The sequence below is a fragment of the Desulfobacter postgatei 2ac9 genome (assembly GCF_000233695.2).
Lineage (GTDB): Bacteria > Desulfobacterota > Desulfobacteria > Desulfobacterales > Desulfobacteraceae > Desulfobacter > Desulfobacter postgatei.
The window spans coordinates 1,632,687-1,659,073 of the sequence record NZ_CM001488.1 but is presented as its reverse complement, the minus strand read 5'-3'; the positions used below and the strand labels follow the sequence as shown (position 1 = coordinate 1,659,073).

Below are 26,387 nucleotides of genomic sequence, written 5' to 3'. Positions count from 1 at the left end.
AAAAATGATTGCTAACAAACTTAAGTTTTTTTTACAAGAATAAAAGTGTTTCACTCCTGTATATTGCATTGATAAATAGATGCGATCAAATCATGAATCCTGGGTCTAAATTTTCTGATATCAATATTTTCCCGGCTCGGATGTACCCGATTGGTCAAAAGTACCGTAATCAGACCATTGTCTGGATCTATCCAGAATGATGTCCCGGTAAAGCCTAAGTGCCCGATAGATCGTTTAGAAAAAAAACGACCTGATGACGGGGTATCTTCACTTGGAGAATCAAAACCTGCCGGGCGCATCATCCCATTGTTTTTATCCATAAAACTTCTAAGAACAGAAGCATTTATCACTTTGCTTTCTTTATTTTCAAGGGCTTGCAGGAGTTCACAGCACAGATGATGAACCCCAACAGCAGTGCCAAACAGACCTGCATGCCCTTCAACACCACCTGCAGCCCAGGCATTTTCATCCTCCACCTCCCCCACTATCATTTTTCCTCGCCAAGTGCAATGGGAGGTGGCGGCAAAAACAAAAGAGGCCTTGTTCATCACGGGCCTTGTCCAATCAGCGCAAAGCGGATTGAAAAACAAGTCGTATATTTTTAAAGGCGCAAAAATCCTGTCATTAACAAACTCATCAAGCCGGACACCGGACATATACTCCACCACCCAGGCCAAAAGGATAAACCCCAGATCACTGTAAACTTCCTTCGAACCCGGCTCATATTCCAGGGGTTCCGCCAGCACCATCTGCCGCAGACGCTTTCCGGCCGCCATACCGGGGACAGGAAGGGAAAGCGATTTAAAATACGGACGGTGGGCAGGCAGACCAGACCTGTGGCGCAACAGCATGTCAATGGTGATCTTGGCTTTACCAGTTCCACAGGCAACCGGGAGGGCGTCCTTTAAATAAGTTTTCAGGGATAACCGCCCTGATGAAATCAGATCTGCCACAGCCAGAGCTGTGGCCAGGGGCTTGGTCAAAGAGGCCAGATCAAAAACCGTATCCAAAGCCACAGGTTCCCCAAACCTTATGTCGGTTACACCAAAAGCCTTGTGATAGATGATATGATTTCTATGCGCCCAAAGCAGAACTGCACCTGGAAATACACCCTCAGCCATAGCATTGGCCATAGCGCCATCAATACTTTGAAACGCACGTAAGTTCATTGTGCCGCAAAATCCCATTCAAGGATGGCTTGGTCCGCATCCAAAATGACCCCGCCCCCCATGGGCAGAGAACGGTTAACCGCTCCGTGACCAGCATCAATTCCCATGCAGATCGGAATGTTTGCGTCAATAAAAACCTCTTGAATGATCTGGGGGATATAGGATTCATCGTCGCAATTTTCAAAAGACCCTGTCGCGACCCCTTTGACACCTTCCAATACACCGGCCATTTTCATCTGGGTCAGCATTCTGTCGATCTTGTATGCCGGTTCACCCACATCCTCTATAAAAAGGATACTTCCTGTAAAATCGGGCTGAAAAGCTGTCCCGATCATGTGTACCAGGGTGGCCAGATTTCCGCCCATGAGCGGTCCTGTGGCACGTCCACCCGCAAGCACTTGATCAGAAGGTAAATTAATACGTGTAAAGCAGCCTGTCACGTTTTTTGCAAAACTATCCAATGTCTTCTCATCGGCCTGGCCAAGGGAGACCAGATTTGGCCCATGCAAAGCACAGATCCCGACTTTGCACACCAGGGAACTGATCAAAGCGGTGGGATCTGAAAACCCCATAAACAGTTTCGGATTTCCGGCAATGGTATCCCAGTCCAGTAACGGCAAGATGCGCATGGCACCGAATCCGCCCCTTGCCGCAATGATCCCTTTGATCCCAGGATCGGCAAACAACGAATTAAGCACATCCGCCCGTTGCCGGTCTGTGCCGGCAAGGTACCTGTACCGGCCTGTTATGCCTTCGGGGATGTGTACTTCAAACCCCATGGATTCAAGACACAGAACCCCTTTCCGGAACGATTGCCCATCAAACCTGGCTGATGGTGCCGCCACCCCAATGACATCTTTGGGTTTTAGACTGCAAAAAACGGGTTCTACATCTGGTTTCATCTACTGATTCATTCCTTTTCAGATATCAAACATTAAATTATACCACAAAGCCAAAAATTATGAAACACCCGGACCATAAAACAATCCACAGGGTAAGATTTATTAATAAATACTTTACAAATCCGTTGGCATTCTATTTGCTGTCTTTTGTATAAACTTTTTTAGGAGAATAATATGACCATACAAAATGCCCTTAGTTTTATCAGACAAGGACAACATGACAATGATCTTAGAATTAAACTGATAAAAGCAGAGACCGGTGATACACGACAAAAAATTCTGGATCAAAAGGATCTGATTTTTACCCCGGAAGAGTTTGAAGAGGCATATTCCTTAAGCCTTTTTAAATGTCAACACCAGGAAGATGCAGACGCCCTGATGGCTTTTAGGATGTGGTGGATCATGCTTTGCCGAAGTCCTGATGCCGATGTTACCTCACCTTAGGATATTGTGGTGTTTATGGGACAAAAAGGATAGCAACATTTTAAAAAAAACTTTTTTCTTTTATTTTTCGCCATTTCAGTATCAATTTTTTATCCATTGCCTTGACAATGCTGCAAATTTCACCCTAAAAAGGGTAGGCATACGGCCTTGGAATCCTGATTCTTTTTTAACAGACAGACACTTCTATGGAGCGGATGTATGAAAAAATTTATTATTGGTGCCCTGCTACTACTTGTTGGTATCTCGGGCTTTTCGTTTAACTTCTTTGATTTTTTAACCTTTGCGGCAGGATTAGTCCCTATATTGATGATTATTGGCGGCTCACTTGCGGTATATCTTGGCATCGAGGAACTCAAGCAGTCCGACAACAATGATACCGAGACAAAGATTAAATCAGCGCATACACAGGAAGATGAACTAAACAAAGAAAGCACCGGGGAGCCGAAAAGCAAAACCAAGCCGGTTCCTGACACACAATCAACGAAGCCGGCCCAGGAAATCGAAATAAAAATTGAAGAAAACCATGCAGACAAACAACAGGAGCAAGATGAACAAGCGAAGGAAAAAACGCCCCCCCTTCCAACTGCCTCCTCCCAGGTTACTGAACCGCCTGCACCCGAAGAAGCGGGACCGGCCAGTGCAAGTGTTCAATTTAAAGGAAATATTGAAACCCTGGTTTTCCACAGCGTGGCATGTAATTTTGCCAACGGTAAAAACTGCAGCATGAATTTTACCACAAAAGAAGAGGCTGAAACCCAGGGGTACAAACCCTGTAAAATCTGCATGCCTGACGCTTAACTTTTAGCGACGGCAAAAAATTACGGATTCAGGGAAGGTACTCTTCCCGTACCGGTGAAAAAACCTCAATGGCAACACTGTCTTCCAGGACCTCAGCACGATGCTCTGCCCCGGACTCAATGCACCAGGAATCTCCGGGGACGGCATTGTGGCATTCACTTCCAATATAAAGGTTGATGCAGCCGGAAACAAGATATCCGATCTGCTCGTGGGGATGGGTGTGGGCGGGCAGTAATGCCCCTTTGGTCATTTTAAACCGGACCAGAAGCGTCTTATCCCCATACGCAAGGGTTTTCATCTCAATGCCTTCCACCGGCTCGGAATAACCGGTTTCATCATGATTTGCAAACATCTGCCCTCCTCATTATTTTTTTTAATCTTTAAATGAATCTTTCAATATTTGCCAGGCCTGATTTTAGAACAAAAAAATGATATTTTGACATTATTACCTGAAATTGCAATATAAAAACTATTTACCCATACTTGGGCATGAGGGCCTATGACCTGCCAACCATCAAAACAACCAACAATTCTGGCGCCTGCCGGGAATATTCAATCTTTTCTTGCCGCAATAGCGGCTGGTGCGGACGCCATTTACTGCGGCCTTAAAATATTTTCAGCCCGCATGGAAGCCGACAATTTTTCCATTGAAGAACTGGCAAGAGTGACCAAACTTGCCCATTCAAAAGGGATTCAGGTGTATGTTGCCTTTAACTCCATAATTAAAGAAGCCGAAACCGACAAAGTTCTTCGTATTCTTGACAAGCTTGCCCGGTATGCGGACGTCGATGCCCTGATTATCCAGGATACCGCCATGGTCAGCCTTGCCGGGCAGGCAGGATTCAAAGGAAAACTCCACCTGTCCACCCTGGGCAACTGCACCCACCCTGCCGGACTTGCGGCTGCCCAAAAATCAGGTTTTTCCCGGGTGGTACTGCCCAGGGAATTCAGCCTTGATGAAATCAGGGCCATGGCAGCGGCTGTGCCCGGAAGCATGGACTTAGAAGTGTTTATCCATGGTGCGCTTTGCTATTCGGTGTCAGGACGGTGTTACTGGAGTTCCTGGTTTGGCGGAAAAAGTGCCCTTCGGGGGCGTTGTGTTCAACCCTGCCGGCGGCTGTACGAACAAAATGGGAAAAAGGCCAGGTACTTCTCATGCATGGATCTGTCAGCAGATGTACTGGCCAAGGTTCTCAAGGAGATTCCCCACATCAGTACCTGGAAGATTGAGGGCAGAAAAAAAAGCCCCCATTATGTTTACTACACGGTGATGGCCTACAGACTGCTCAGGGATTCGCCGGATCAAAAAAATCAGGCATTATCTTTTTTGGCGTATGCCTTGGGAAGAGAAGGCAGCCATTACAATCTTTTATCCCATCGAATTTCAAACCCTCTGAATCATGCATCGGAAACCGGCTCCGGTCTGTTTTTAGGCCGGATAAAGAACCCTGAAAATCCATATTTTATTTCAAGGGAAGCGCTTCTGCCGGGAGATCTTTTACGCATTGGCTATGAAGAAGAGACCTTCCATCAAATCCAGAAGGTGACCCGGGCCATCCCTAAAAAAGGAAAATATTTTTTAGCTGCCAAAAAAGGCAGGCGTATCAACAAAGACACTTCCGTGTTCCTTATTGACCGGAGGGGAAGTGAGCTGGAAGAAAAATTATCACGCCTTGCCACCGAACTTGGTGAGATTCCCAAAATAACGATCAAACCGTTACATAGCTCTACTCTCGGCAAAAGACCTGCTGACAGTGTCAAATCACCGGGCAAAAAAAGTGGTCATGGAGGAAAAAAACAGCCTGATATATATGAAATGGATGTTTTCAGAAAACACCCCTCTGCTTTAAAAACACATAATGATACGGGTTTTTGGATTTCTGCAAACAACTATGGCATCAAAGCCCCTCCCCGTGCATGGTTATGGCTGGATCCCGTGCTTTTCCCCGAAGAGGAAAAGATCTGTCAAAACTATGTAAAAACCGCATTAAAAAAAGGGGCAAAAAACTTTGTGCTCAATTCCCCCTGGCAGATAGCCTTGTTTGATGATCCCCAAAGACTCAACATCTGGGCAGGCCCTTTTTGCAATATCGCCAATTGCCTTGCAGTGGAAATGCTCAAACGCATAGGTTTTTCAGGGGCCATTGTCAGCCCGGAACTTGAGAGTAAAACCCTTTTGTCCCTGCCGGAATGCAGTTGTTTGCCTTTAGGCGCTGTCTACCGGGCCAACTGGCCCGTGGCCATATCAAGGATTGCGGCCCCGGATCTGGATATCGGGAAAGACTTTACCAGCCCCATGGGAGAAGTTGCCTGGACCAGCAAATACAATGCGACCTACCACACCTTCCCAAACTGGCCACTGGACCTGTCATCCAAAACCGATGAATTAAAACAGGCAGGCTTTGTCATGCTCGTGAACCTGTTTGAAAATATACCTAAGGGGATACGGATGAAGTCACGTCCAGGGACCTGGAACTGGCACTTGAAACTACTCTAAAAAAAGGAAACCCATTCAAGGATGCAATTATTTCCTGAAATTCATCAATTAATGCGATCGCCTCTGGATTTTACCCACATCCTGGATGAAATTCCCTTGGGCATACTATTGATGGACAGAGATTTGCGAGTGGTTCATCTTAACCGATACTTTCATGCACTCACGGGATTTTCCCTAGATATGGCCAGGGGCATTCCCTGCAGAAATATCCTGCGCAGTTCTGCATGCATCATCAACTGTCCGATCCTCGCCACCCACTGTAAAGACCGGTCCATATCCTGCACCAGTGATATTATTAATACAGACCGCCAGAAACTGCCTGTACGGATTACCACCGCACAAATCGTGGATAATCAGGGTCATTTTACAGGTTATATGGAAACCATCGAGGATTTGAGAAGCAGTGCCACCAATGACCCTGAAAAGAATGTGGCCTACAGTTTTGCCAATATCATCGGCCGAAGCCGGAAAATGGAAATAATATTTCAAACCCTTCCCATGCTTGCCCAAAGTGATGCATCCATCCTGATCACCGGGGAGACAGGCACGGGCAAGGACCTTGTGGCAGAAGCCGTACACCAGACATCCCAACGCGCAGGCGGTCCATTTATTAAAATCAACTGCGGCGCACTGCCCGAGACTCTTTTGGAATCCGAGATTTTCGGTCATATGAAAGGGGCATTCACCGGCGCTGTAGAAAACAAACCCGGCCGCTTCAAGTTGGCTCACAACGGCACTATTTTTTTAACGGAAATCGGGGACCTGCCCTTGCCTCTACAGGTGAAACTGCTCACATTTCTTGATGACAGAATCATTTATCCGTTAGGTGCCACCAAAGGATTCAATGCCAATGTAAGAATTATTGCCGCCACCCACCGGGACCTCGAATATATGGTATCCATAGGTAAATTCAGAAAAGATCTGCTGTTCCGTCTGAATGTAGCCAGGGTGCATCTGCCCCCCTTACGTGAACGGGGTGAAGATATTCGACTTCTGCTTGACTATTTTCTAAACCACTACACAAAAAAACAGAATAAAAAAATCAATGGCTTTTCGGAACCGGTCCTGGCTGTTTTATTGAATTACACCTATGAGGGAAATATCCGGGAACTGAAAAATATTATGGAGTATGCCGTGAATGTGGCCCAGGGGACCAGAATCGAAGCAGAGAACCTGCCGGCCTATATTCTGGATCATGAACCTGTACAAAGGGTTTCAAATATACCGGCAGCGCAGGATCTGTGCGACACCAAACCAAGAGAACCGCGCAGCTCTGCTGCACCTTCGGAACCGGATAAAAGCGGACAAACCTGGTCCTCGGTACAGCGGCAGATGATTATGGATGCCTTGAAAACCTCCCGGGGCAAAAAAGATAAAGCCGCGCAAATCCTTGGCATGAGTCGCAGTACACTATGGCGGAAAATTAAGGAATTTCAGATAGAATAGAACGATGACACTGCATAAAATTGCCATCCCAATACTTGGTGAAGAGATTGTACCCAGGTTTGACCTGACCACTGAAGTCATCATTCTGACAACAGTAAACGATTCCGATATCCAGGACAAAAAAATTATTGTGCTGCCCAGGTCATCCTCGGATGAACTGTGTCATACCCTTCTGGCCCAGGATATCAACACGCTCATCTGTGGTGCCATTGAAGATGAATATTATGAATTTCTAAAATGGAAAAAAATTAAGGTTTTTGACGGGGTTTCCGGCGCTTGGGCCTCTGCCTTTAAACGATGGCAAACCCAGACGCTGAACCCGGGTGATATCCTTTTCACCCGCATGGTTGAGGGCAATTTTATATAACGTCTCAAAACGTTTTAAAATGTGTTTTTCATTTTGTTTCATATTGTTTTAATTTAAATCTTTTCTTTATTTATAAAAACCTAACTATTTGTTTTACAATAAAATTTAAAACATGGCACAGTCCTTGCTAATTGTGGTCCTGACTTTAATTGATAACCCGAACCCTGGCTGAGCAGATTAGAGAACATGACCCAGATTGCCATTACATGCGGTATATACGCCTCCCCCTACCGAGTTATTGACGCCCTATCTGCCCTATATCAATGCACCGTATACGAAGATCCGGTATTGATTGAACAAACCGGCCAGGCATATGATCTAAAAACAGACCTTATTTTCAAGTCCATCCAGTGCAGACAAATTCCTTTTGACAATTTTACCCACGACAGAAAAAAATGCCTTGCCGCACTGAAGGTACAGATATCCCAGAATATCTTAAATGGTCCCTGCCTGTTTTCGGGTATTTTATCCCACCTGATACCCGCATCTGTTTCCGGCATTTACAGAATCATGTCGGCAACCCCCATGCAGGTGCGCAGGCAAAGAGCCATGAATATAGACCATTTATCCAGCCAGGCCGCCACCAATGCCATCGCTCGGTCCGATCACAGGGAAGAGCGCTTTGCCGCCCAGTTAAATTTAGACTCCCTGTGGGACCCCGCACGGCATAATATGGCTCTGGAATGGGAAAAAGTTGATGCTGCAGCACATGACATGACCATAGAAGCGGTTAACCAGGCCCTTGAAAAAATACGATCAGATATCGCAAGCTCAACCAAAAATGCCGATAAAATAATGCATGCTCTTGATTTTAATATCAGTGCCAGGGTTGATGCAGCCCTAGCCGGCCTTGGACACCACCTGATTATTGAATCTGATTCGGGCCATGTGCTGGTTACTCTTGATAGAAAAGTGATGAACCTGGCCCGGGCACAAAAAGAAATCATGGATCTTGCTCGTGAGGTGCCGGGCGTAAAATCCGTTAAAACGAAAATAGGTCCGAACTTCTACAAAGGCGGCATCGTTCCCAATTGGGACTTGACCGCTCCGTTCAGACGAAAAACTTGATAAAACAAAGCGTTGAAAACTATAAAAAATACTTATAAAAACAAAATTTAAATGAAGCAATGATTCATTAACCTAAAGGAGAGAGGGACCCAAATGAGCACTGAAATTGCAGATACACAAAAATCGCAACTGGACTGGAAAAGAACACTGTTCATGCTGATCGGCCTGACTCTGTTCGCTATTGTCAATTTTTCTCCGGCGTGGCCCGACGCCGTGGATCCTGCCGGAAAACATTTTATACTAAGCGCCCAGGGCAAAGGCGCACTTGCCATCTTTCTTCTGGCCGGCACCTGGTGGGTATTTGAGGTTTTACCCATTGGTGTGACCAGTCTGGCTATAGGTGCCCTCCAGGTACTCTTTATGGTCCGTACCGCCAAGGAAGCCCTCAAGGACTTCATGGACCCGTCCGTCCTGTTTATTTTCGGATCCCTGGTCATCGGCATGGTGTTCACAAAAACGGGGCTGACCAAACGTCTGGCCTACAAAATGCTGGCCGTTGTAGGGGAAAAAACCAGCATGATATATCTGGGCTGTTTTGTGGTCACTGCCGCATTGACCCATATTATGGCCCATACGGCTGTGGCAGCCACCATGTTTCCGCTCTTGATGACCATCTACGGGATGTATACGGATGAGCCCGGCCCCACCAAATTCGGTAAAGGCCTGTTCATCGGCATGGCGTTTATTGCAGGTGCCGGCTCCATTATCACGCTTCTGGGCGCTGCTCGCGGTGCCGTGGCCATTGGATTTTTCAAAGATATCGTTGGAACGGAAATCTCCTTTTTCGAGCTGACCTACTATATGGCGCCTGTGGGCTGGGCTATGACCTTTCTTCTCTGGGGCTTTTTCATGATCGTATGCAAGCCTGAGAAAAAAACCATCCCGGGCCTCAGAGAAAAGGCCAAAATGCTGGGAAAAGCCATGGGTGGCATTACAAAACAGGAAATTTTGGCAGCAACCATCATTTTTACCGCCATCGCCATCATGTCCATAAAACAATTCATCCCTGCCATATCCAACCTTGACAAAAACGCGATCATGCTTGTGGCAACGGTTTTATTCTTTATCTTCAACATCCTTAACATTCAAGACCTTGAGGCGATTCCCTGGAATATCATCCTGTTGTTCGGCGGTGCCATGAGTATCGGCTTCTGCCTGTGGGAAACAGGGGCTGCAGAATGGCTTGCCATCAACTGGTTGACCTTGTTCCAGAAAGCCAATTACTTTGTGTTCATTCTAAGCATTGCATTTTTTGTCATGATCATGACCAACTTCATTATGAACGTGGCAGCCATTGCCATATCCCTGCCCGTTGCACTGGTTATTGCCCCTTACCTGCATGTGGCACCTGAAGTAATCCTGTTTGCATCCCTTGTTACCGCCGGCATGCCCTTCCTTTTACTCGTGGGCGCAGCCCCCAACGCCATAGCCTACGACTCCAAACAGTTTACCCCCGGTGAATTTTTCATGTACGGCATTCCGGCATCCATCGGGTTGATGATAGTTGTCGCATTATCCGTATTCCTGTGGAAACTCATGGGGATGCCCATCACTACGATGTAAAAAAACAATTTTAACAATATGAAAAACAATTCAAAGCCCCGGTTTATCTTCCATGATGAGCCGGGGCTTTGCCGTCTGCCGGGGTGGCCTATATTGACAAACCCTTGTCAAATATAGTAAAAAAACCCCTAATGACAAGGCAATCTAAATTCTTGATATTCAACCAGGAGTTTTCATTTGAAAATAATAATAGTCGGTGCCGGGGCCGTGGGTTACAACATTGCCAGCCGATTGGCCCTTGAAAGCAAGAATGTTGTGGTGGTTGATGTGGACGCACATGCCACCAGAAAGATTGCTGAAGACCTCGATGTCAAGGTCGTAACTGGATCGGGCAGCAACCCCGATACCCTGCGGGAGGCCGGAGTTGTTGAAGCGGATATTCTTCTGGCCGTCACAGACAGTGATGAAATCAATATCGTATCCTGCCTGATCGCCAACCAGATTTCGCCCATGACCAGAAAACTGGTCCGTTTGCGCAATGAAGGCTTTATCCCTTTTCATGCCAGCCTTAAAAATGAACCCCCGCACATTGACAACATCATCAACCCCGAAGCCGAGGTTGTCAAAACCATCAGAAAACTGATGACCATTCCAGGAGCCGTGGATAAAGGCGAATTCGTTAACGGTCGTGTCAAATATGTGGGTATACGGCTGTCAGAAACATCCCCCATAGCCGGAATGGAACTATCCGATTTTCACCATATTTTTGGTCATGAACGCCCTTTGCTCGCCGCCATCATCCGGAACAATAAAGTCATTGTGCCCAGGGGCAAAGACAGGTCCATGGCAGGGGACCTGATCTATTTTGTATGTGACACAGAAAAACTTGAAAAAACCCTGGAGCTTTTAGGGGTAACGGTCAGACCAGTCAAAAAAGTACTTATCGTGGGTGGCGGACGCATCGGTTTCAAACTTAGCCAGTCCCTTGAGCAGGACAATATTCAAGTCAAAATTGTTGAGTCCAGTATAGACCGGTGCAACGATCTTTCCATGAAAATGGCGAAAACCGTGGTACTCCACGGTGACGGCGGAGACCAGAAGCTGTTCATGGAAGAAAACATCAGCCAAATGGATGCGGTGGTCACGGTAACCAATGACGATGAAACCAATATCCTTGTATCCCTTCTGGCAAAAAATATGGGTGTGGACAACACCATCACCCGCATCAGTAAAGCAAGCTATTATCCTTTATTGTCGACCATCGGCATTGAAAAAGTGGTCAGTCCCAGGATATCGGCGGTTTCCTCAATTTTGCAGGATATACGCCAGGGCAATGTGATTTCGGACATTTCCATTTATGGTGAACAAGGTGAATTTATTGAAGCGGTTGCCCTGGCATCCTCAACCATCACCAAAGGGCCTATCAAAGATATCTCCTTTCCCAAAGGGACACTGCTGGTCTGTATCATCCGCCAGGATGAAATCATTATCCCCACAGGAGAGAGCCGGGTAGAGGCAGGGGACCGCATTATTTTATTTGCGATCCTGGCAGCGGTGAAAAAACTTGAAAAAATGCTCACTGTAAAGCTTGGTTTTTTCTGATGCGCTGGCCTTTTATCATACGGATCATCGGCGTCCTTCTTTTTGTACTGGGACTTTGCATGACCCTGCCTTTGGGCTGCAGCCTGTTTTTCAAAGACGGGGCTCATCAAGGACACCTAACGGCCATGGCCGTAACCACAATTATGGGCGCGATTATGGTCGTTATTTCCAAAAAAGCCGGGAATCATGATTATATCAACCAGAGGGAAGGCATCGCCGTTGTGGCATTAGGATGGCTAGGCATTGGTCTTTTCGGTGCCCTGCCCTTTTTTCTGGCCCCGGATTTTTCTACGTATACAGATGCCTTTTTTGAATCCGTCTCCGGATTCACCACCACGGGCTCATCGGTGATGACGAACATTGAAGGGGCAGCCCCCAGTCTTTTGCTTTGGCGAAGCCTGATTCAATGGCTGGGTGGCATGGGCATTATTGTCCTCTCCCTGGCCATTCTGCCGTTTCTCGGGGTAGGCGGCATCCAGCTGTATAAAGCCGAGGTGCCAAGTCCGGTACCTGACAAACTTACCCCCCGCTTGTCTGATTCCGCCAAAATTCTCTGGATTGTCTATGCAGGCATGACGCTGTTGCTCATCCTTTTCCTTTATTTCGGAGGAATGAATCTGTTCGAATCGGTATGCCACGCCCTGACCACGCTGCCTACCGGCGGATTTTCACCTAAAAATCTCTCCATTGCCCACTATGATTCCGCCTATTTTGACTATACAATTACCATATTTATGTTGCTTGCAGGGATCAACTTTTCTCTGCATTACCAGATTTTGAGGGGCAATGGGCTTGCGTTCTGGAAAGATGCTGAATGCCGTTTTTTTTTGTACACGGTACTTGTGGGCACCCTGATAATTACACTGAATACCTGGGGGCCAGTGTATGACAACTTTTCCAAAGCCTTCAGGTTCGCCATATTCCAGGTTGTTTCCATTGTAACCACCACAGGCTATGCCACGGCTGATTATGAATTATTCCCGGGGTTGTCCCAGGTTCTTTTATTCTTTGGTATGTTCATCGGTGCCAGTGCCGGCTCCACGGGCGGCGGCATGAAGTGCGCCAGGATTATGGTCTGCATTAAATACTGCTACCGGGAACTGTTCAAGCTGATCCATCCCCGAAGTGTCAGCCATATCAAACTGAACAATGCCCTGATTCCCGAAGAGCTGCTGCGCTCCATCCTGGGATTTATCGCCTTATACATTCTGATTTTTGTCATGGCCACAACGCTTCTATCCGCACTGGGTGTGGATCTATTGACCTCTTTAGGGGCCGTGGCCTCGTGCATCGGCAACATCGGACCGGGTTTCGGCACTGTGGGACCGGTGGAAAACTTTGCACACCTGCCCCAGGCCGGCAAATGGCTTCTCTCCTGGTGTATGCTGGCAGGACGACTGGAAATTTATACCGTAATCATACTTCTGGTCCCTGAATTCTGGAAACAATAGTTGGAAACACGACTTAGCGGGAACCCGTGGTTGGACGAAAAGTTGCCCAGATGCAAGGCGCAGATGGGTGACTTTTCGTTCAAACACGACAGAGCGTGACCCGGGTATCGTAATAGGGCGTCCCGTTACCCACCGTGCTGACCATTTCAGCTGTAAGCCTGTTCAACCCATGGCCGGCTTTGATCCACCCGCCGCGTTCGGTGACCAGACAGTCCCGTCTTGTGGATGCATCAATGCGAAGCAGGGCCTTCACACGTCCTATGGGGCTTTTAACTATTACGGGTCGGCCGTCTGCAAGGCCTAATTTTTCAGCTTCAGCAGGGTGCAGGCGTACCTCCGGCAATGGCGGATGGTCTGCAAGGGTTCGTTCGGAGCAGATATAATCGAAGGGTGCGACACTCAACAGGGTGTATGGATATGTTTCATCATCCTTTTTGAGGAGATCCCCATCGAATTGGGTCATGAATTCGAATTTCCCCGAAGGGGTGGCAAAGACTTTGTCAAGGTAAGGCGCCATGGGTTCCGGGACTCGAAAGGGGGTGTGCCTCAGTTCATCCAGATCGCCTCCCCAGGCTTTGATCGGCGCGCATATCTCGGCGAGCCAGGCATCGGCGCTTTTGCAGTACTGATCTTTAAAGGAAAACCGTTTGGCAAGTTCCGTGAACATCTGAAATTCGCTTCTGCAGTCGCCCACGGGCTCAATGGCCGGGTTGACCGGACCCACATAGTTATGGCCATAACTTGCCATCACATCATATTCTTCAAGAAAGGTGGTGGCCGGCAGGAACACATCGGCCAGTTCTGCGGTATCATCCAAAAAGTGACCGCTGTAAACCACGAACTCCATGCGCTTCAATGCTTCTGCCACAAGCGCGGAATTAGGGGCCATGCAGACCGGGTTGGCCGCCGTTACGTAAACCATTCGAATCGGAGGGTTTTGGGCGTTTAAAAGTTCTTCCCCCACATAGGGCATCAAAATCGTTCGACGTCCGGGATTGAGCTGGTCTCCCCAGCACTTCGGATCATAGGGACCGTATTCTTCGAACCCCTGGCTGACCCCTCCGCCTTCCACACCGATATTGCCTGAAACAGCCCCTAACGCATCAATGGCGCGGATGGTGAAATGGGCCTCTTTGTGACGGTGAAGCCCCCAGCCCAGAAGGATCGACGTGGGTTTGAAGTTGATCAGCGTGTCTGCGATGTACTGGGCATCTTCTCCGGAAACACCGGCAAGGTAACATAATTTATCTACCCTGTAGCGATCAAGAATGGCTTTGTATGCAGTGTAACCTGCACTGTGATGGGAAAGAAAATCAATATCATGAGCACCCCGGTCGATCAAAATTTTTGCGGCAGCCATGGCCAGATATGCATCCATATTCGGAGCTGGCGCGATATGGCGGTCGGAAAGGGCGGCGCTCCGGTTACGGAAGGGATCAATGGTGATGATCCGGCCGCCTTTTTTCTTTATCTCTTTGATAATGGGAACCAGTCCGATCTGTGTGGTTGCAGGGTTCCTGCCCCAGAGGATCATGGCCCTGGAGTTGTAATGGTCCAAAGGGTCATGGGAGATGCGGTTTCCCAAGTCCATATTCTGGGATGCCTGACCGGTACCTCCGCACAGTGACCCGTGCAGGGTAGTGACCCCCCCGAACATGTTAAAAAAACACTTGTTGAGCAGTTTGAGAGCGGTTCTTTCCCCATAGCCCTGATAGTAGAGAATGGCTTGGGGTCCATCCTCATCACGGATCGTTTTCATTTTTTCGGCAATGAGATCCAGGGCCTCATCCCATAAGACCTCGCGCCGGCCTGATGCGCCACGCATCATGGGTTTTGTGATGCGCTCCTTGCTGTAAACCCGGTCAATGTATTTTAACGCCTTGTGACAGGCCATCCCCCGGGTCAGCGGATGATTTTTCGATCCGGTCAGACGCACCAGACGGCCGTTTTCAACCGTGGCTTCAAGTCCGCAAGTGTTAGGGCAGTCCCTGGTGCAGGTGGTAATGATTTTTTTGATATCGCTCATATCCGTGCCTTTGCTCTCATGTTTTTCTCCCCTTGAGATGGGTTGTAAAACAATATTGAATGCAGGGCAAGTTGTTAATAGCCGTCTAAAATATTGTCACCTGATGGTTTCTGTGATATAAATTTTTGAGTTTTAAACCGTTTTAACATCAAGGATTGTAAATTGAATTACAGACACGCTCCTTAACATCGAGCCCCGGATTTTCTCTAATGATTAGAAAAATCCTGAAATTAACAATTTTAAAAGACAGGATACAATATGAACCCGTTACAGCAACTCAGCGACCGGATTATCAGCCGTGTAAATGCTAATTTAATGGAGTTTGAGTTTGACACGGCAACTTTTGTCAACCATGCGCTTGATCATGAAAAGATGCTCGAATTCTATGCATTTTACGGCATTACCTCCCGCCATCCCCTTTATTTTAATTTTAAAAATTCCAATATCGCAGGCAGTTATTTTTTAGGAAAATGTTATGTGGGACGGTCCGCTATTTATAAGAGCGATGTCCGGGGAGATGAACTCAAAAGAGAAGGCGATTGCATAAAATCGGCCAAGGACATCCCCCTGGTTGAGGATGAAATGATCTCCATTCTGGACAGCCTGCTTTATAAAACCCTGGTCCACAGCAATTCCCACAACCCTGAAAGTCCCGAATTGTTTAGTATCCGAAACACCATTTCCGCCCACTACGCCAACATCCACGGATCCACCCTGGAAGGCTGTTTTCTAGGGCCCTTTGCCACCGTCGATTTAATGAACCTGCATTCGTGTATCGTGGGAGAGTTTTCCTATGTTCAGGTTGGAGAACTTTTTCACCGCAAAATTGATCCCGGCACCATCTGGATCAAAAACCCCCATTTTGAGTTTAAATACAGGTTTAAGAACACCATCCTTGAAAATTTTGTAGGGGTGAATGATACCCACCAGCCCCGGGGGGTAATTTACGATTTTGTCAGGGCCCGGGATCAGGAATTTGAGCGGTTATTCGAGGTCATGCACTTAGAACCCTTTGAAGTCCCGGGTAGTTCTGCAGTCAATCGATACGCTGTGATCAAGGGAAAAACCCGTATTGGCGAAAACGTCCTGGTAGCCCAAAGAGCCTTTCTCCAGGATGCAACCATGGGGGACGGGTCCAATGCCCAGGAAAATTCCTATATTATTGACTCCGTCCTGCAAGGCAATTGCATTACAACCCATGGCGGCAAAATCATCCATGCCGATGTCGGCCAGGAATGTTTTGTGGGATTCAACTCCTTTTTAAACGGTAGATCCGACGAACGGATTAAAATTGGTGAAGGCTGTATTATTATGCCCCACACCATCATCAACCCAAGTATGCCCATAGAGATTCCTAACGAACATTTGGTATGGGGATATATCCAATCCCCGGAGGACCTTGCCACCCATACCATTTCGCTGGATGCGTTGGCCGAAATCAGGGAAAGCTTGACTGTAGGGACGATGACCTTTTCAGGAAAAGGTGCTGTGTTTATCGGATCTTTCAAGGATCGCTTAAAGAAGATCCTTAAGGATAATGGGGCATTATTTAAGGACGGAGAAAACAGAGGGCACGCCCAGGATGACCAGAACATCTCCTATAATATTATCCAGCCTTACCGGACAGGGGAACGAAAGGGTTTGTATCCATCCATAAGAATCAAGCCTTAGGTATCGAGTCGAAATAACCTGTACACATTGCGCCGAATTTTCAATTGTATTCAAGACGAGGCAAAGCGTGCATAATGAGATCTGCACGCTTTGCCCAAAATAGATACCGGAATAACCGTCTTTACAAATATGCCATTCAATTCTCAGCATGATCTATTTAAAAAGTGGAAATAATTACATTTCAGGCTGTGAAATTATTACATTCCGTTACAATTTCCTTGACAAGTCGTAAAAACAGCATGTACATACCAATGAATTTTTTCCAGCAGGGGGCTTGACGATAGAAAAATACAAATAGAAAAAAATAAATTGGGGAAGGTATGTGTCAATTTTTTAGTTCCACACTCATCATTCTGCTTGGAGGTTTTTTAGCGCTTGTTTTTGCGCGGCAGAAGAAGTTTTCAAAAGGCATTGCCGTGTTGTTTCTCAGCGGGGGATCTCTCTTAGGACTGATTGATGCCGCAGATAAACTTCTAAATACAACCGGGGCCTCGGCCTCTTTCAAGTATTTGGACCTCTTTTCACTTTCTTTTCATGTTGACGGCCTCTCCGCCTTTTTCCTGACTGCCATATTCGCCGTTTCTATGATGGCCGCCATTTACAGTTTCCACTACATGGAAAGTGAAGCAGGCGGCATTAAAACCGGGGTCAATTACTTTTTCTTCAGTATCCTGATTTCGTCCATGGCCCTAGTGGTGACCGCCGCCAATATCATTACGTTCATGATTTCATGGGAAATTATGTCCCTGTCCTCCTTTTTTCTGGTGATTTACGGCCATGAGTCAGCCGAAAACAGAAAAGCCGGTTACCTTTACTTTGTCTTTTCCCATGTGGGCGCCATGTTCATCCTTGCCGCATTTGGGCTGATTTACGGGCACACCGGCAGCTTTGAATTCGCTTCCATGGCCGATGTGCCTGAAACAATAAAAATAGTAATTTTTGTACTCTCCTTTATCGGATTCGGCTCCAAAGCCGGCGTCTTTCCCTTTCATATCTGGCTGCCCCATGCCCATCCTGCGGCCCCCAGCCATATATCAGCGGTGATGTCCGGGGTGATGATCAAGACCGGCATTTACGGGATATTGCGGGTTTACGCGATCCTGGATTTTCACTCCCCTGTTTTCGGGTACATTACCCTGATCGCCGGCGTGGTTTCCGGGATTCTGGGGGTGGTTTATGCCCTGGGCCAGGACGATATCAAGCGGCTTTTAGCCTATAGCAGTATGGAGAATATCGGAATCATCCTCATCGGCTTGGGAATGGGGATGATCGGTGCGGCAACGGGTAATCCCCTGGTTGCTGTTCTTGGCTTTGCCGGTGGCATTCTTCATGTTCTGAACCACTCGGTGTTTAAATCCCTGCTGTTCATGGGGGCGGGCATGGTGCTGCACCAGACCGGCACCCGGTCCATTGACGCCCTGGGCGGACTGCTCAAGGGCATGAAAATTACCGGAAGCACATTCATCATCGCCTCTTTGGCCATTTGTGGCCTGCCGCCCTTTAATGGATTTGTCAGTGAATTTCTCATCTATATGGGCAGTTTCAAGGCCATCCCCCTGGGGTCCATAAGCTTTGCCATGAGCGTATTTGCAATCATCAGCCTGGCCGTTATCGGCGGACTGGCCCTGGCCTGTTTTACCAAGGTCGTCGGGGTGGTCTTCCAGGGAGAACCCCGGACCAAAGCCGCCGAAAATACCAAAGAAAACGGCTTGGCCATGATGATTCCCATGGGCGTCCTTGCGGCAGCCTGCGTCATCATCGGTGTGTTTCCAAAGGTGTTCATCCAAATGGCCTTAACGGCAGTTCAGGCGTTAGGCCTTGACTACGCCCGGTTACCTGTAGAGCCCTTTGGTCAGATAACGGGGAACATCACCTTTGCGGCCCTGCTGTTCTTTGTGATTGTCCTGATTGTCATGGGCATCCGGTCAATCTACTACAAAAATAAAACGACCCCGACATCCGGAACATGGGGTTGCGGCTTTACCCAGCCAACGGTTAAAATGCAGTATACGGGATCTTCCTATGCCGGGTCCATTTTAGAATTTTTCAGTGCCGCTGCACCGCTGTCCGAGGACCATCCGCCCATCAAGGGACGGTTTCCGTTAAAAACCCATTACCACAGCCATGTCAACGACATTGCAGAACTTCACATGAAAAATGCGGTTGTCCGTCCTGTTTTTTACCTGTTTGACAAGCTTCGGTGGATGCAGCACGGGGATATTCATCTCTATATCGGATATATTTTGCTGGCAATTGTATTGCTGCTCTTTTTTATATGAACACAACAGCAGCTAAAGGCTAATAGCGTTAAGGAGTAATTCCATGATTCAATCCATTTCACTCTGGCTTGCAGCCATTCTGGCAGCACCGTTTTTTTCAGGCCTGATCCTCAAGATCAAGGCATTTTTCGGGGGGAAAAAGGGACCGCCCATTTTGATCAATTACTACACCCTGATCAAACTGTTTAAAAAGGGATCGGTTTACAGCAGCAGCACCACCTTCGTGTTTAAGCTGGGTCCGGTGATCTCCCTTGCCGCCTCAATCACGGTTCTCATGTTTCTGCCCATTGCAGGGTTCAATCCCGTGTTCTCCTTTAACGGGGATGTAATTTTCGTCCTGTATGTTCTGGGGCTTGGCCGGTTTTTCACCATTGCGGCGGCCATGGATACCGCATCTCCCTTTGAAGGTATGGGCGCGGCCAGAGAAGCGTATTTTCCCATTATCTGTGAGGCTGCCATGTTTATGATCCTGATCTTTTTTTACCGGATCACCGGGGAGCTGCAATTGTCCGCCTACTTTGCAGGCAGCAGCACCCAAAACCTGTGGCGTTTGGCAGGCGCACCGTTGGTGTTCATTGTACTCTCGTTGTTTATCATTCTGCTGACTGAAAATTCCAGAGTTCCGGTGGATGACCCGGCCACTCACCTGGAACTGACCATGATCCATGAAGTCATGGTCCTGGATCACAGCGGCCCGGATTTCGGGCTTATTGAACTCGGCTCTTTCTGCAAGCTCATGTTCTATTCCACCATTATTTCAAGGATGATTGTTCCCTTTGAATCCGCGATATTCGGATTCCCGATAGTAATGTATATCGCAGGCCTTCTGATTGTCTACGTAGCTGTGGGTGTAACAGAGTCGATAACTGCCAGGTACCGGATGGACAAGGTGCCAAAATTTGTGCTGACCTCCTTTGCCCTGGCCTTTTTTGCAACCATCATCACCTTGGAGTTTGTAAAATGATGTACAATCCAGTGGACATAATTCTGTCCTTTGTGCTGCTGTCAGTTCTGTTTTCATTCGCCACCGACCGGGTCCTGATACTGATCAAACTGCTGGGATTCCAGGGCGTCGTGATTTCAATTATTCCCTTTTTCATTGGTGATCATGTGAGTGGCGGCGGCACGGTGTTTACCCTGGCCACCCTGCTCATCCGGGGAATTATTATCCCTTTGAGTATTTTTGTGGCCATCAGGAAGGGAACCATCCGAAGAGTCGTTGAGCCCATTGTGGGATATCATGCCTCCATCTTGTGCGGTCTGGCGGTGATTATCGGCGCGACCTATATTTCCGGACGCCTGGATATCGGATCCGTGAACGGGTTTAAACTTTTGGAGCCTGCAGGCATTGCCCTTTTGGCAACGGGAATGTTTCTGCTCATGGCCCGGAGAAACGCCATTGCCATGGTCATCGGCTATATCATGATGGAAAACGGGATTCACCTGCTTGGGTCGGGTTTGTCCGTCAGTACCCGCCATATTGTTGAATTCGGTATTTTGCTGGACGTTCTGGCCGGAGTTATGATTATGGCCGTGATCCTCCGTAATATTAAACAGACCTTTGACGACGTGGATACGGCGTTGCTCAGAACGTTAAAGGATTAGAGTATGGTTGAAATAGTATTTCTGACCCCTTTTATTACCGGTCTTGGCACATTTTTTCTACCCAAAATTATTGGCCGGTGCCTGCTGGTACTGACCGGAGCGGCTCATTTAACGCTTTCGTTGATGCTGTGGAGAGATCAACCCCGCGCGATTTTCGATCAATATTTTGCAGTGACGCCCGAAGGTATGCTCTCCCTGCTGGTAATCTCCCTGCTGTTCTTTTTGATATCCATTTACACCGTGGGCTTTCTCAGAGAAAGCAAGATCCAGTCCGAGAGGCTTTTTACCGGCGCCATGCTGGTATTTTTATCCACCATGACCATGGTCACTCTGTCCGACCATATCATGGTTATGTGGATCGCCATTGAGGCGACAACTCTGGCAAGTGCCCCTTTGATCAACACCCATCGCTCGGCAGCCTCCCTTGAGGCAACCTGGAAGTATGTTCTCATCTGTTCGGTGGGCATTGCCATGGCCCTTTTGGGGTCTGTTCTGGTGGCTTTTTCCATGGGCCAGGGAAATACAGATACGCCACTGTCTTTTTCCGCCCTGGCCGGGGTGGCCAAAACCCTGAATCCATTGTGGCTCAAGGCCGGATTTGTCTTTATCCTGGTGGGATACGGCACCAAGATGGGACTTGCGCCCATGCACACCTGGCTGCCCGATGCCCACAGTGAGGCCCCGAGTCCTGCATCGGCCCTCTTGTCAGGGGTGTTGCTCAACTGCGCTTATCTGGGGATTTTCAAAACCAATAAGATTATGGTGGCGGCAGGACTTGAAGATTTTTCAGGCGGAATTCTCATGGTGTTCGGCCTGTTATCCATTTTGGCCGCAGCCACCTTTATACTCAAACAGAACGAATACAAACGGATGCTGGCCTATTCCAGTATCGAGAATATGGGTATCATTGCATTCGGAACCGGTGTGGGCGGCTTAGGGGTATATGGTGCGGTGATCTGCATGCTCCATCACAGCCTGATCAAGTCCTCTTTGTTTCTCTCCTCGGGCAATATTCTTTTGGGATACGGAAACCGGCTGATCAAAAATACCGGAAACCTGGTCAAGGGTATGCCCCGAACCTTTGTGGCCTTTTTTGCAGGATTTGCCGGGATTTCCGGTTTACCGCCTTTCGGCATTTTTATCGGGGAACTTTGCATTATCATTGCCGCCTTCAGGTCCGGTTCCTATGTGGCTGTCACCGTTTTCATCCTTAGTCTGTGCGTTATTTTTGCAGGATTTGGCAATCAGGTTATGAAAATTTGTTTTGAAGAATGCAGCACGGAAATTAAAATTCAAGAAAGGGCCAGTATGGTCTTGCCCCAGTATTTATTACTCCTGACTTCACTGATCTTGTGTTTCTTTATACCTGATTCATTGAATCAAACCATATCCGATGCGATATCAGCCATTGGCGGAGGACTTAGATGAGCAACGCTTTTTTACAGATTTCAAACGCCGAAAAAGTCTGTCGAAAGGAGATTCCCCATCTTTCTTTTGATGAATTCCGGACCCAGGCCCTGGACATGGTGACCGACGGAGGAAAAGTTGTTCAGTATTTTGCCTACCCGGACAAGAACCGTTTAAAACTTTTGGCGGTGTTGCGGACCGACAAACTTTTTGTGGCCGGCTGTGATGTGCCGGACCCCTATCCCTCATTCACCCGAATCTGCGAACCTTTTCACCTGTTTGAACGGGAAATGGCAGAGCAATACGGCATCCGCCCCCAGGGCCATCCCTGGCTAAAAATGGTCCGATACCATCCCAATTACTCCGACGGGACGGCTGATGTGTTCGGCAATGACTACACTCAGGACATCCCGGGAAATTATACGTATTACCAGGTAGAGGGCGAGGAGATCCACGAAGTGGCTGTGGGGCCGGTCCATGCCGGGGTTATCGAACCGGGCCATTTCAGGTTCAACTGCATCGGTGAACGTGTCCTGCACCTGGAAATCCAACTGGGATACCAGCACCGGGGCATTGAAAAACAGCTTACGCAGGTCCCGGACAAGCGGCTTCCCATCCTTGGGGAAAACATTGCAGGCGATACGACCATCGGCCATAGCCTGTGCATGGCCCAGAACCTGGAGGCACTGACCGAAATTCAACCGGATCAGGGGGCGCAGGTCATCCGAACCATTGCCCTTGAACTGGAACGTTTGGCAAACCACATCGGAGATCTCGGAGCGCTTAGCGGCGACGTTGCCTTTCTGCCGCCTGCCAACTATTTTGGCAGGATCAGAGGAGATTTTCTCAACTTATCCCTCTTGATTTGCGGGAACCGATTCGGCAAGGGCCTGGTCCGGCCGGGTGGGGTCCGGTTTTCCCTGTCCAATGAGATAAGAAGAGTGCTCAACGATCGCCTGGCAGAACTTCGGCCCGAAGTGACACACGTATTGGAGCTTCTCTTCAACGCTGTCACCGTCCGGGCCAGATTTGAGGGATGCGGAGCCGTGAGTCATGAAGATGCCGATCATCTCGGGCTGGTGGGGCCTGCCGGCCGGGCCAGCGGCATGGCCTACGACGTGAGACGGTGTTTCCCCACGGAACACTACCCGCACATCGACATACCGAAAAATAAAAAAGCCACGGGTGACGTCTATGCCAGGGCCCGGGTCAGGTATGATGAAATCCACCAGTCTCTTCAAATAATTGAATCATTGGCCGCCATCCCCGTCGAAACCCGGTGTGTAAGCGATGGCATGGCCTACGACCTGCCGGCTTCAAGCTTTTCCGTGGCCCTGAATGAGGCCTGGCGGGGGGAAGTCTCCCATGCTGTTCTGACCGATGAAAATGGAAAAATCCTAAGGTACAAGATCAAGGATCCTTCCTTTCACAACTGGAACGGTCTGGCCATGGCGCTCAGAGATACCGGGATATCGGATTTCCCCTTAAACAACAAAAGCTTCAATCTATCCTATTGCGGATTTGATCTTTAAAAAAGCGGAGAACATTATATGCTCAGTGTACTGAAAAACAGATTTGAACAAGGCTGCCGGACCAACCGGTATCCCGAAGAAAAGGTCAAGGTATTTCCCCGCTACCGAGGCAGACCCGTTATCCAGGATAATATTTCCACGGCAATCCTTAAAGCATGTGCCGCATCCTGCCCCCAGGACGCCATAGATGTGCAGAATAAAAAGATCGACATGGGCCGGTGCGTATTTTGCGGGACCTGTGAGAACACCTCAAACGGACAGATCAAGTTTACCAATGACTATGAAATTTCAACGTCTCAACGGGCTGATCTGATAACATCAGGTGATCTGCCTGCTTTGGCCGAACACGCCAAGCAGCATTTTAAAAAATTGTTTGGACGCTCCCTGCAACTTCGCCAGGTGTCAGCGGCCGGATGCAATGCCTGTGAGGCTGACCTCAACGTTCTGGCCACGCCGTTTTTCGATCTGGGCAGATTTGGCATAAACTTTGTCGCCTCTCCCCGTCATGCCGATGGGATTGTGGTCACGGGCCCAGTATCCAGAAACATGAAAACAGCCCTGCTCCAGACCTATGAGGCCACACCGGCGCCGAAGGTGGTCATTGCCGTAGGCTCATGCACCATCAGCGGCGGCCCGTTCACCGGAAGCCCGGAAATTACCGAGGGGCTGGATAAGATCCTGCCGGTGGATCTGTTTATCCCGGGATGCCCGCCCCATCCCATGACCAACCTTCACGCGCTGCTCTCCTTTTTTAAATAATTCTGTTTGACTTTTTTTGGGGGGAATCAACGCATGGCCCGGTAAGTACATAAGCACATGAGGATATTGTGATTACACCCCTGGACGCTTTTTTACAATGGTTTGACGACCTGCCGGTCCCCCTGCGCAGGCACCTTGCCCATATTTTCAGAATATGCACCACCGACGACACCTCCCAGATGGTTGCATTGCCCCAGCAATCCCTTGAAAGGTTCAGGCACTGGGCCGTCAAATCAGACTTTCCCCTACGCACTGCAGCCCGCCTGTTCTATATCAGGTCCATTTTCGATATGGTAATTTTGCATCACAAGGAAATATGCCGAGGCGATGATTTTTTCCCCATCTCCGATGAGACAAAAAATATTATACAGCTCTCTTCAAGACAATGGGAAGATATCCTTGAATCCTGGATAGACTTGCGGTCAAAGGAAATGTCTGATACTTATGTTCATTCTTGGACATCTTGGATGATTAAATTACAATCGGAGGCTAAGTAGCAACGTGAAACGGTTTGGTTCTTATATTGGTTTTGGATTGATGTTGACGCTTTTTTTGGGGGCTGCGACGGGTCCGGCCTGGGCAGGAGAACAGAAAATGACCCTGGCGCAATGCTTGAAGGCAGGGATGGAAAACAACCCGTCCCTTAAGGCTTCACGCTTTGACGTTGATATAAGCACCCACGGCATCAAGGAAGCCAGGGCTGATTTTTTGCCTTCTGTTTCCTCCTCGTACTCGATGACCCCCATCAGAAGTATCAGTGCCAAGGGATCTTCTGACCCCGATTATGTCGACAAAGATGTCCGCTCTTTCAGCATTCGACTGACCCAGATTCTTTATGCAGGCTCACGCATTACAAACACCTACCAGCGTGCCCGTATTTCGGAAGAGCTGGCCAAAACCGAAATGGAGCTTGCCGGTATGGAGCTGGCTTACCGGATCGAAACCACTTTTTACAAACTGATGAAGGCCAAACAGGATGTGATCACAACCCAGGAATCCGTCAACCGCCTGACTGAAAGTGTTAAATCGGCTGAAGCCTTTTTAAAAAGAGAGCTGGTGCCCTGGGTGAATGTGCTTCAGGCCCGGGTGGATTTGGCCGATGCCCAGGATCTTTACAAAATAGCCAAAAATGATGTGAACAGGCAGCGGGTGGAATTATTCGCCCTGATGAATCAGACGATGGATCCGGCCATTGAATTTTCCGGACGGTTGAACCCTTTGCTGGCAACGGAGCCTGTCTTTGATGACAGTTTAAAATATGCCCTTGAAAATCGGCCGGACATAAAAAGCCTTGCCTATCAGCTTGAAATTGCAGACAAAAATGCAAAAATTGCCATAGGGAAATATTTACCCACGGTAAAATTCGATGTCGGATATTACGACCGTGACGATGAATACGAGCAGTGGGTGGAACAGAATAAAACAAACCGCTACTGGTCAGGGGGGGTGACGGCATCCTGGGACCTGTTTGACGGCGGAAGGGCCTGGTATGAAAAAGAAAAATACAATACGCAAGCCCAAAAAATAAGCGCCCTTATTGAAGATGCCAAAAATGCCATTGCAACGGGTATCTACAATGCCCTTTATTCAATGAACGAGGCCAAGCAGAGAATTAAAAGCTGTGCCGAAGGCCTGACCGCAGCCAATGAATATTATGATGTTGAAGAAAACCGGCTTAAAGCTGGATTGTCGACGATTCCTTCCCTTTTGGATGCCCAGGACCGGCTGCTGCGTGCCCAGGCCAACGAAACCCGTGCCACGCTGGATTACCAGCTGGCAGTCTCTGAGTTAAAATTTTACACAGGAAAAGAGGATATTGAATAATTTTTGAGCCAACCCTTACTTTCCCAAGGGGTTGGCT

22 protein-coding genes are annotated in these 26,387 nt (G+C 48.2%); 18 read left to right on the top strand and 4 right to left on the bottom strand.

Annotated features, from left to right (window positions below; all coding sequences use genetic code 11):
* Positions 1-50: 50 nt before the first annotated feature.
* Both DESPODRAFT_RS07590 and DESPODRAFT_RS07585 read right to left on the bottom strand, forming a co-directional pair.
* Positions 51-1,169, bottom strand: coding sequence for a serine hydrolase domain-containing protein (locus tag DESPODRAFT_RS07590; protein WP_004072562.1), 1,119 nt, complete (start codon positions 1,167-1,169; stop codon positions 51-53).
* Entirely contained in the window at positions 1,166-2,071 is a 906-nt protein-coding gene (locus tag DESPODRAFT_RS07585; protein ID WP_004072560.1) for a S66 peptidase family protein, read from the bottom strand. Before DESPODRAFT_RS07585 ends, DESPODRAFT_RS07590 begins: the two co-directional genes overlap by 4 nt.
* A 174-nt stretch (positions 2,072-2,245) precedes the next feature.
* On the opposite strand from DESPODRAFT_RS07585, the gene DESPODRAFT_RS07580 reads away from it, so the two are divergent.
* Together DESPODRAFT_RS07580 and DESPODRAFT_RS18610 are read left to right on the top strand one after the other, a co-directional pair.
* Complete coding sequence (locus DESPODRAFT_RS07580; protein WP_004072558.1) at positions 2,246-2,515, top strand: hypothetical protein; 270 nt, start codon at positions 2,246-2,248, stop codon at positions 2,513-2,515.
* A 198-nt stretch (positions 2,516-2,713) separates the two neighbouring features.
* Complete coding sequence (locus DESPODRAFT_RS18610) at positions 2,714-3,313, top strand: Ada metal-binding domain-containing protein (RefSeq protein WP_004072556.1); 600 nt, start codon at positions 2,714-2,716, stop codon at positions 3,311-3,313.
* A gap of 28 nt (positions 3,314-3,341) precedes the next feature.
* On the opposite strand, the gene DESPODRAFT_RS07570 is transcribed toward DESPODRAFT_RS18610, so the two are convergent.
* Positions 3,342-3,665 (bottom strand): cupin domain-containing protein, encoded by a 324-nt coding sequence (locus DESPODRAFT_RS07570; protein ID WP_004072555.1) that lies wholly within the window; start codon positions 3,663-3,665, stop codon positions 3,342-3,344.
* A gap of 147 nt (positions 3,666-3,812) precedes the next feature.
* Here DESPODRAFT_RS07570 and DESPODRAFT_RS07565 point away from each other — a divergent pair, with 147 nt between their 5' ends.
* The 7 genes from DESPODRAFT_RS07565 (at position 3,813) to DESPODRAFT_RS07535 (ending at position 13,247) form a co-directional block, all read left to right on the top strand.
* The gene (locus tag DESPODRAFT_RS07565; protein ID WP_004072552.1) at positions 3,813-5,810 is read left to right on the top strand and encodes a peptidase U32 family protein; all 1,998 of its coding nucleotides are present in this window, start codon (positions 3,813-3,815) and stop codon (positions 5,808-5,810) included.
* A 21-nt stretch (positions 5,811-5,831) separates the two neighbouring features.
* Positions 5,832-7,256, top strand: a complete 1,425-nt coding sequence (locus tag DESPODRAFT_RS07560; protein ID WP_004072551.1) for a sigma-54 interaction domain-containing protein — start codon at positions 5,832-5,834, stop codon at positions 7,254-7,256.
* Positions 7,257-7,260: 4 nt separating this feature from the next.
* Positions 7,261-7,623 (top strand): NifB/NifX family molybdenum-iron cluster-binding protein, encoded by a 363-nt coding sequence (locus tag DESPODRAFT_RS07555; protein WP_004072550.1) that lies wholly within the window; start codon positions 7,261-7,263, stop codon positions 7,621-7,623.
* Between the two features lie 186 nt (positions 7,624-7,809).
* Complete coding sequence (locus DESPODRAFT_RS07550) at positions 7,810-8,691, top strand: cytidylate kinase family protein (protein ID WP_004072549.1); 882 nt, start codon at positions 7,810-7,812, stop codon at positions 8,689-8,691.
* A gap of 93 nt (positions 8,692-8,784) precedes the next feature.
* Positions 8,785-10,254: an SLC13 family permease gene (locus tag DESPODRAFT_RS07545; protein ID WP_004072548.1), complete on the top strand. Its 1,470-nt coding sequence runs from the start codon at positions 8,785-8,787 to the stop codon at positions 10,252-10,254.
* A 177-nt stretch (positions 10,255-10,431) separates the two neighbouring features.
* Complete coding sequence (gene trkA / locus DESPODRAFT_RS07540; protein ID WP_004072546.1) at positions 10,432-11,796, top strand: Trk system potassium transporter TrkA; 1,365 nt, start codon at positions 10,432-10,434, stop codon at positions 11,794-11,796.
* On the top strand, positions 11,796-13,247 hold the full coding sequence (locus DESPODRAFT_RS07535; RefSeq protein WP_004072544.1) for a TrkH family potassium uptake protein: 1,452 nt from the start codon (positions 11,796-11,798) through the stop codon (positions 13,245-13,247). The genes trkA and DESPODRAFT_RS07535 overlap by 1 nt, the downstream gene beginning before the upstream one ends.
* A 79-nt stretch (positions 13,248-13,326) precedes the next feature.
* On the opposite strand, the gene DESPODRAFT_RS07530 is transcribed toward DESPODRAFT_RS07535, so the two are convergent.
* Positions 13,327-15,273: a molybdopterin-dependent oxidoreductase gene (locus DESPODRAFT_RS07530; RefSeq protein WP_004072542.1), complete on the bottom strand. Its 1,947-nt coding sequence runs from the start codon at positions 15,271-15,273 to the stop codon at positions 13,327-13,329.
* Positions 15,274-15,531: 258 nt separating this feature from the next.
* On the opposite strand from DESPODRAFT_RS07530, the gene DESPODRAFT_RS07525 reads away from it, so the two are divergent.
* The 9 genes from DESPODRAFT_RS07525 to DESPODRAFT_RS07485 all read left to right on the top strand — a co-directional run bounded on the left by DESPODRAFT_RS07525 (position 15,532) and on the right by DESPODRAFT_RS07485 (position 26,350).
* Positions 15,532-16,944, top strand: a complete 1,413-nt coding sequence (locus DESPODRAFT_RS07525; RefSeq protein ID WP_004072540.1) for a hypothetical protein — start codon at positions 15,532-15,534, stop codon at positions 16,942-16,944.
* Positions 16,945-17,264: 320 nt separating this feature from the next.
* Positions 17,265-19,223, top strand: coding sequence for a proton-conducting transporter transmembrane domain-containing protein (locus DESPODRAFT_RS07520; RefSeq protein WP_004072538.1), 1,959 nt, complete (start codon positions 17,265-17,267; stop codon positions 19,221-19,223).
* Positions 19,224-19,266: 43 nt separating this feature from the next.
* Positions 19,267-20,187, top strand: a complete 921-nt coding sequence (locus DESPODRAFT_RS07515; RefSeq protein ID WP_004072536.1) for a respiratory chain complex I subunit 1 family protein — start codon at positions 19,267-19,269, stop codon at positions 20,185-20,187.
* On the top strand, positions 20,184-20,828 hold the full coding sequence (locus DESPODRAFT_RS07510; RefSeq protein WP_004072534.1) for an NADH-quinone oxidoreductase subunit K: 645 nt from the start codon (positions 20,184-20,186) through the stop codon (positions 20,826-20,828). Before DESPODRAFT_RS07515 ends, DESPODRAFT_RS07510 begins: the two co-directional genes overlap by 4 nt.
* A 3-nt stretch (positions 20,829-20,831) precedes the next feature.
* Positions 20,832-22,256 carry a proton-conducting transporter transmembrane domain-containing protein gene (locus DESPODRAFT_RS07505; protein ID WP_004072533.1) on the top strand — a complete coding sequence of 475 codons (1,425 nt, stop codon included), beginning with the start codon at positions 20,832-20,834 and terminating at the stop codon, positions 22,254-22,256.
* A complete protein-coding gene (locus tag DESPODRAFT_RS07500; RefSeq protein WP_004072531.1) occupies positions 22,253-23,767 on the top strand; it encodes a hydrogenase large subunit in 1,515 nt (504 codons plus the stop codon). Before DESPODRAFT_RS07505 ends, DESPODRAFT_RS07500 begins: the two co-directional genes overlap by 4 nt.
* A gap of 18 nt (positions 23,768-23,785) precedes the next feature.
* Positions 23,786-24,526: an NADH-quinone oxidoreductase subunit NuoB gene (nuoB, locus tag DESPODRAFT_RS07495; RefSeq protein WP_004072529.1), complete on the top strand. Its 741-nt coding sequence runs from the start codon at positions 23,786-23,788 to the stop codon at positions 24,524-24,526.
* A 68-nt stretch (positions 24,527-24,594) separates the two neighbouring features.
* On the top strand, positions 24,595-25,023 hold the full coding sequence (locus tag DESPODRAFT_RS07490; protein WP_004072526.1) for a hypothetical protein: 429 nt from the start codon (positions 24,595-24,597) through the stop codon (positions 25,021-25,023).
* A 4-nt stretch (positions 25,024-25,027) separates the two neighbouring features.
* Positions 25,028-26,350: a TolC family protein gene (locus DESPODRAFT_RS07485; protein WP_004072525.1), complete on the top strand. Its 1,323-nt coding sequence runs from the start codon at positions 25,028-25,030 to the stop codon at positions 26,348-26,350.
* Positions 26,351-26,387: the final 37 nt, after the last annotated feature.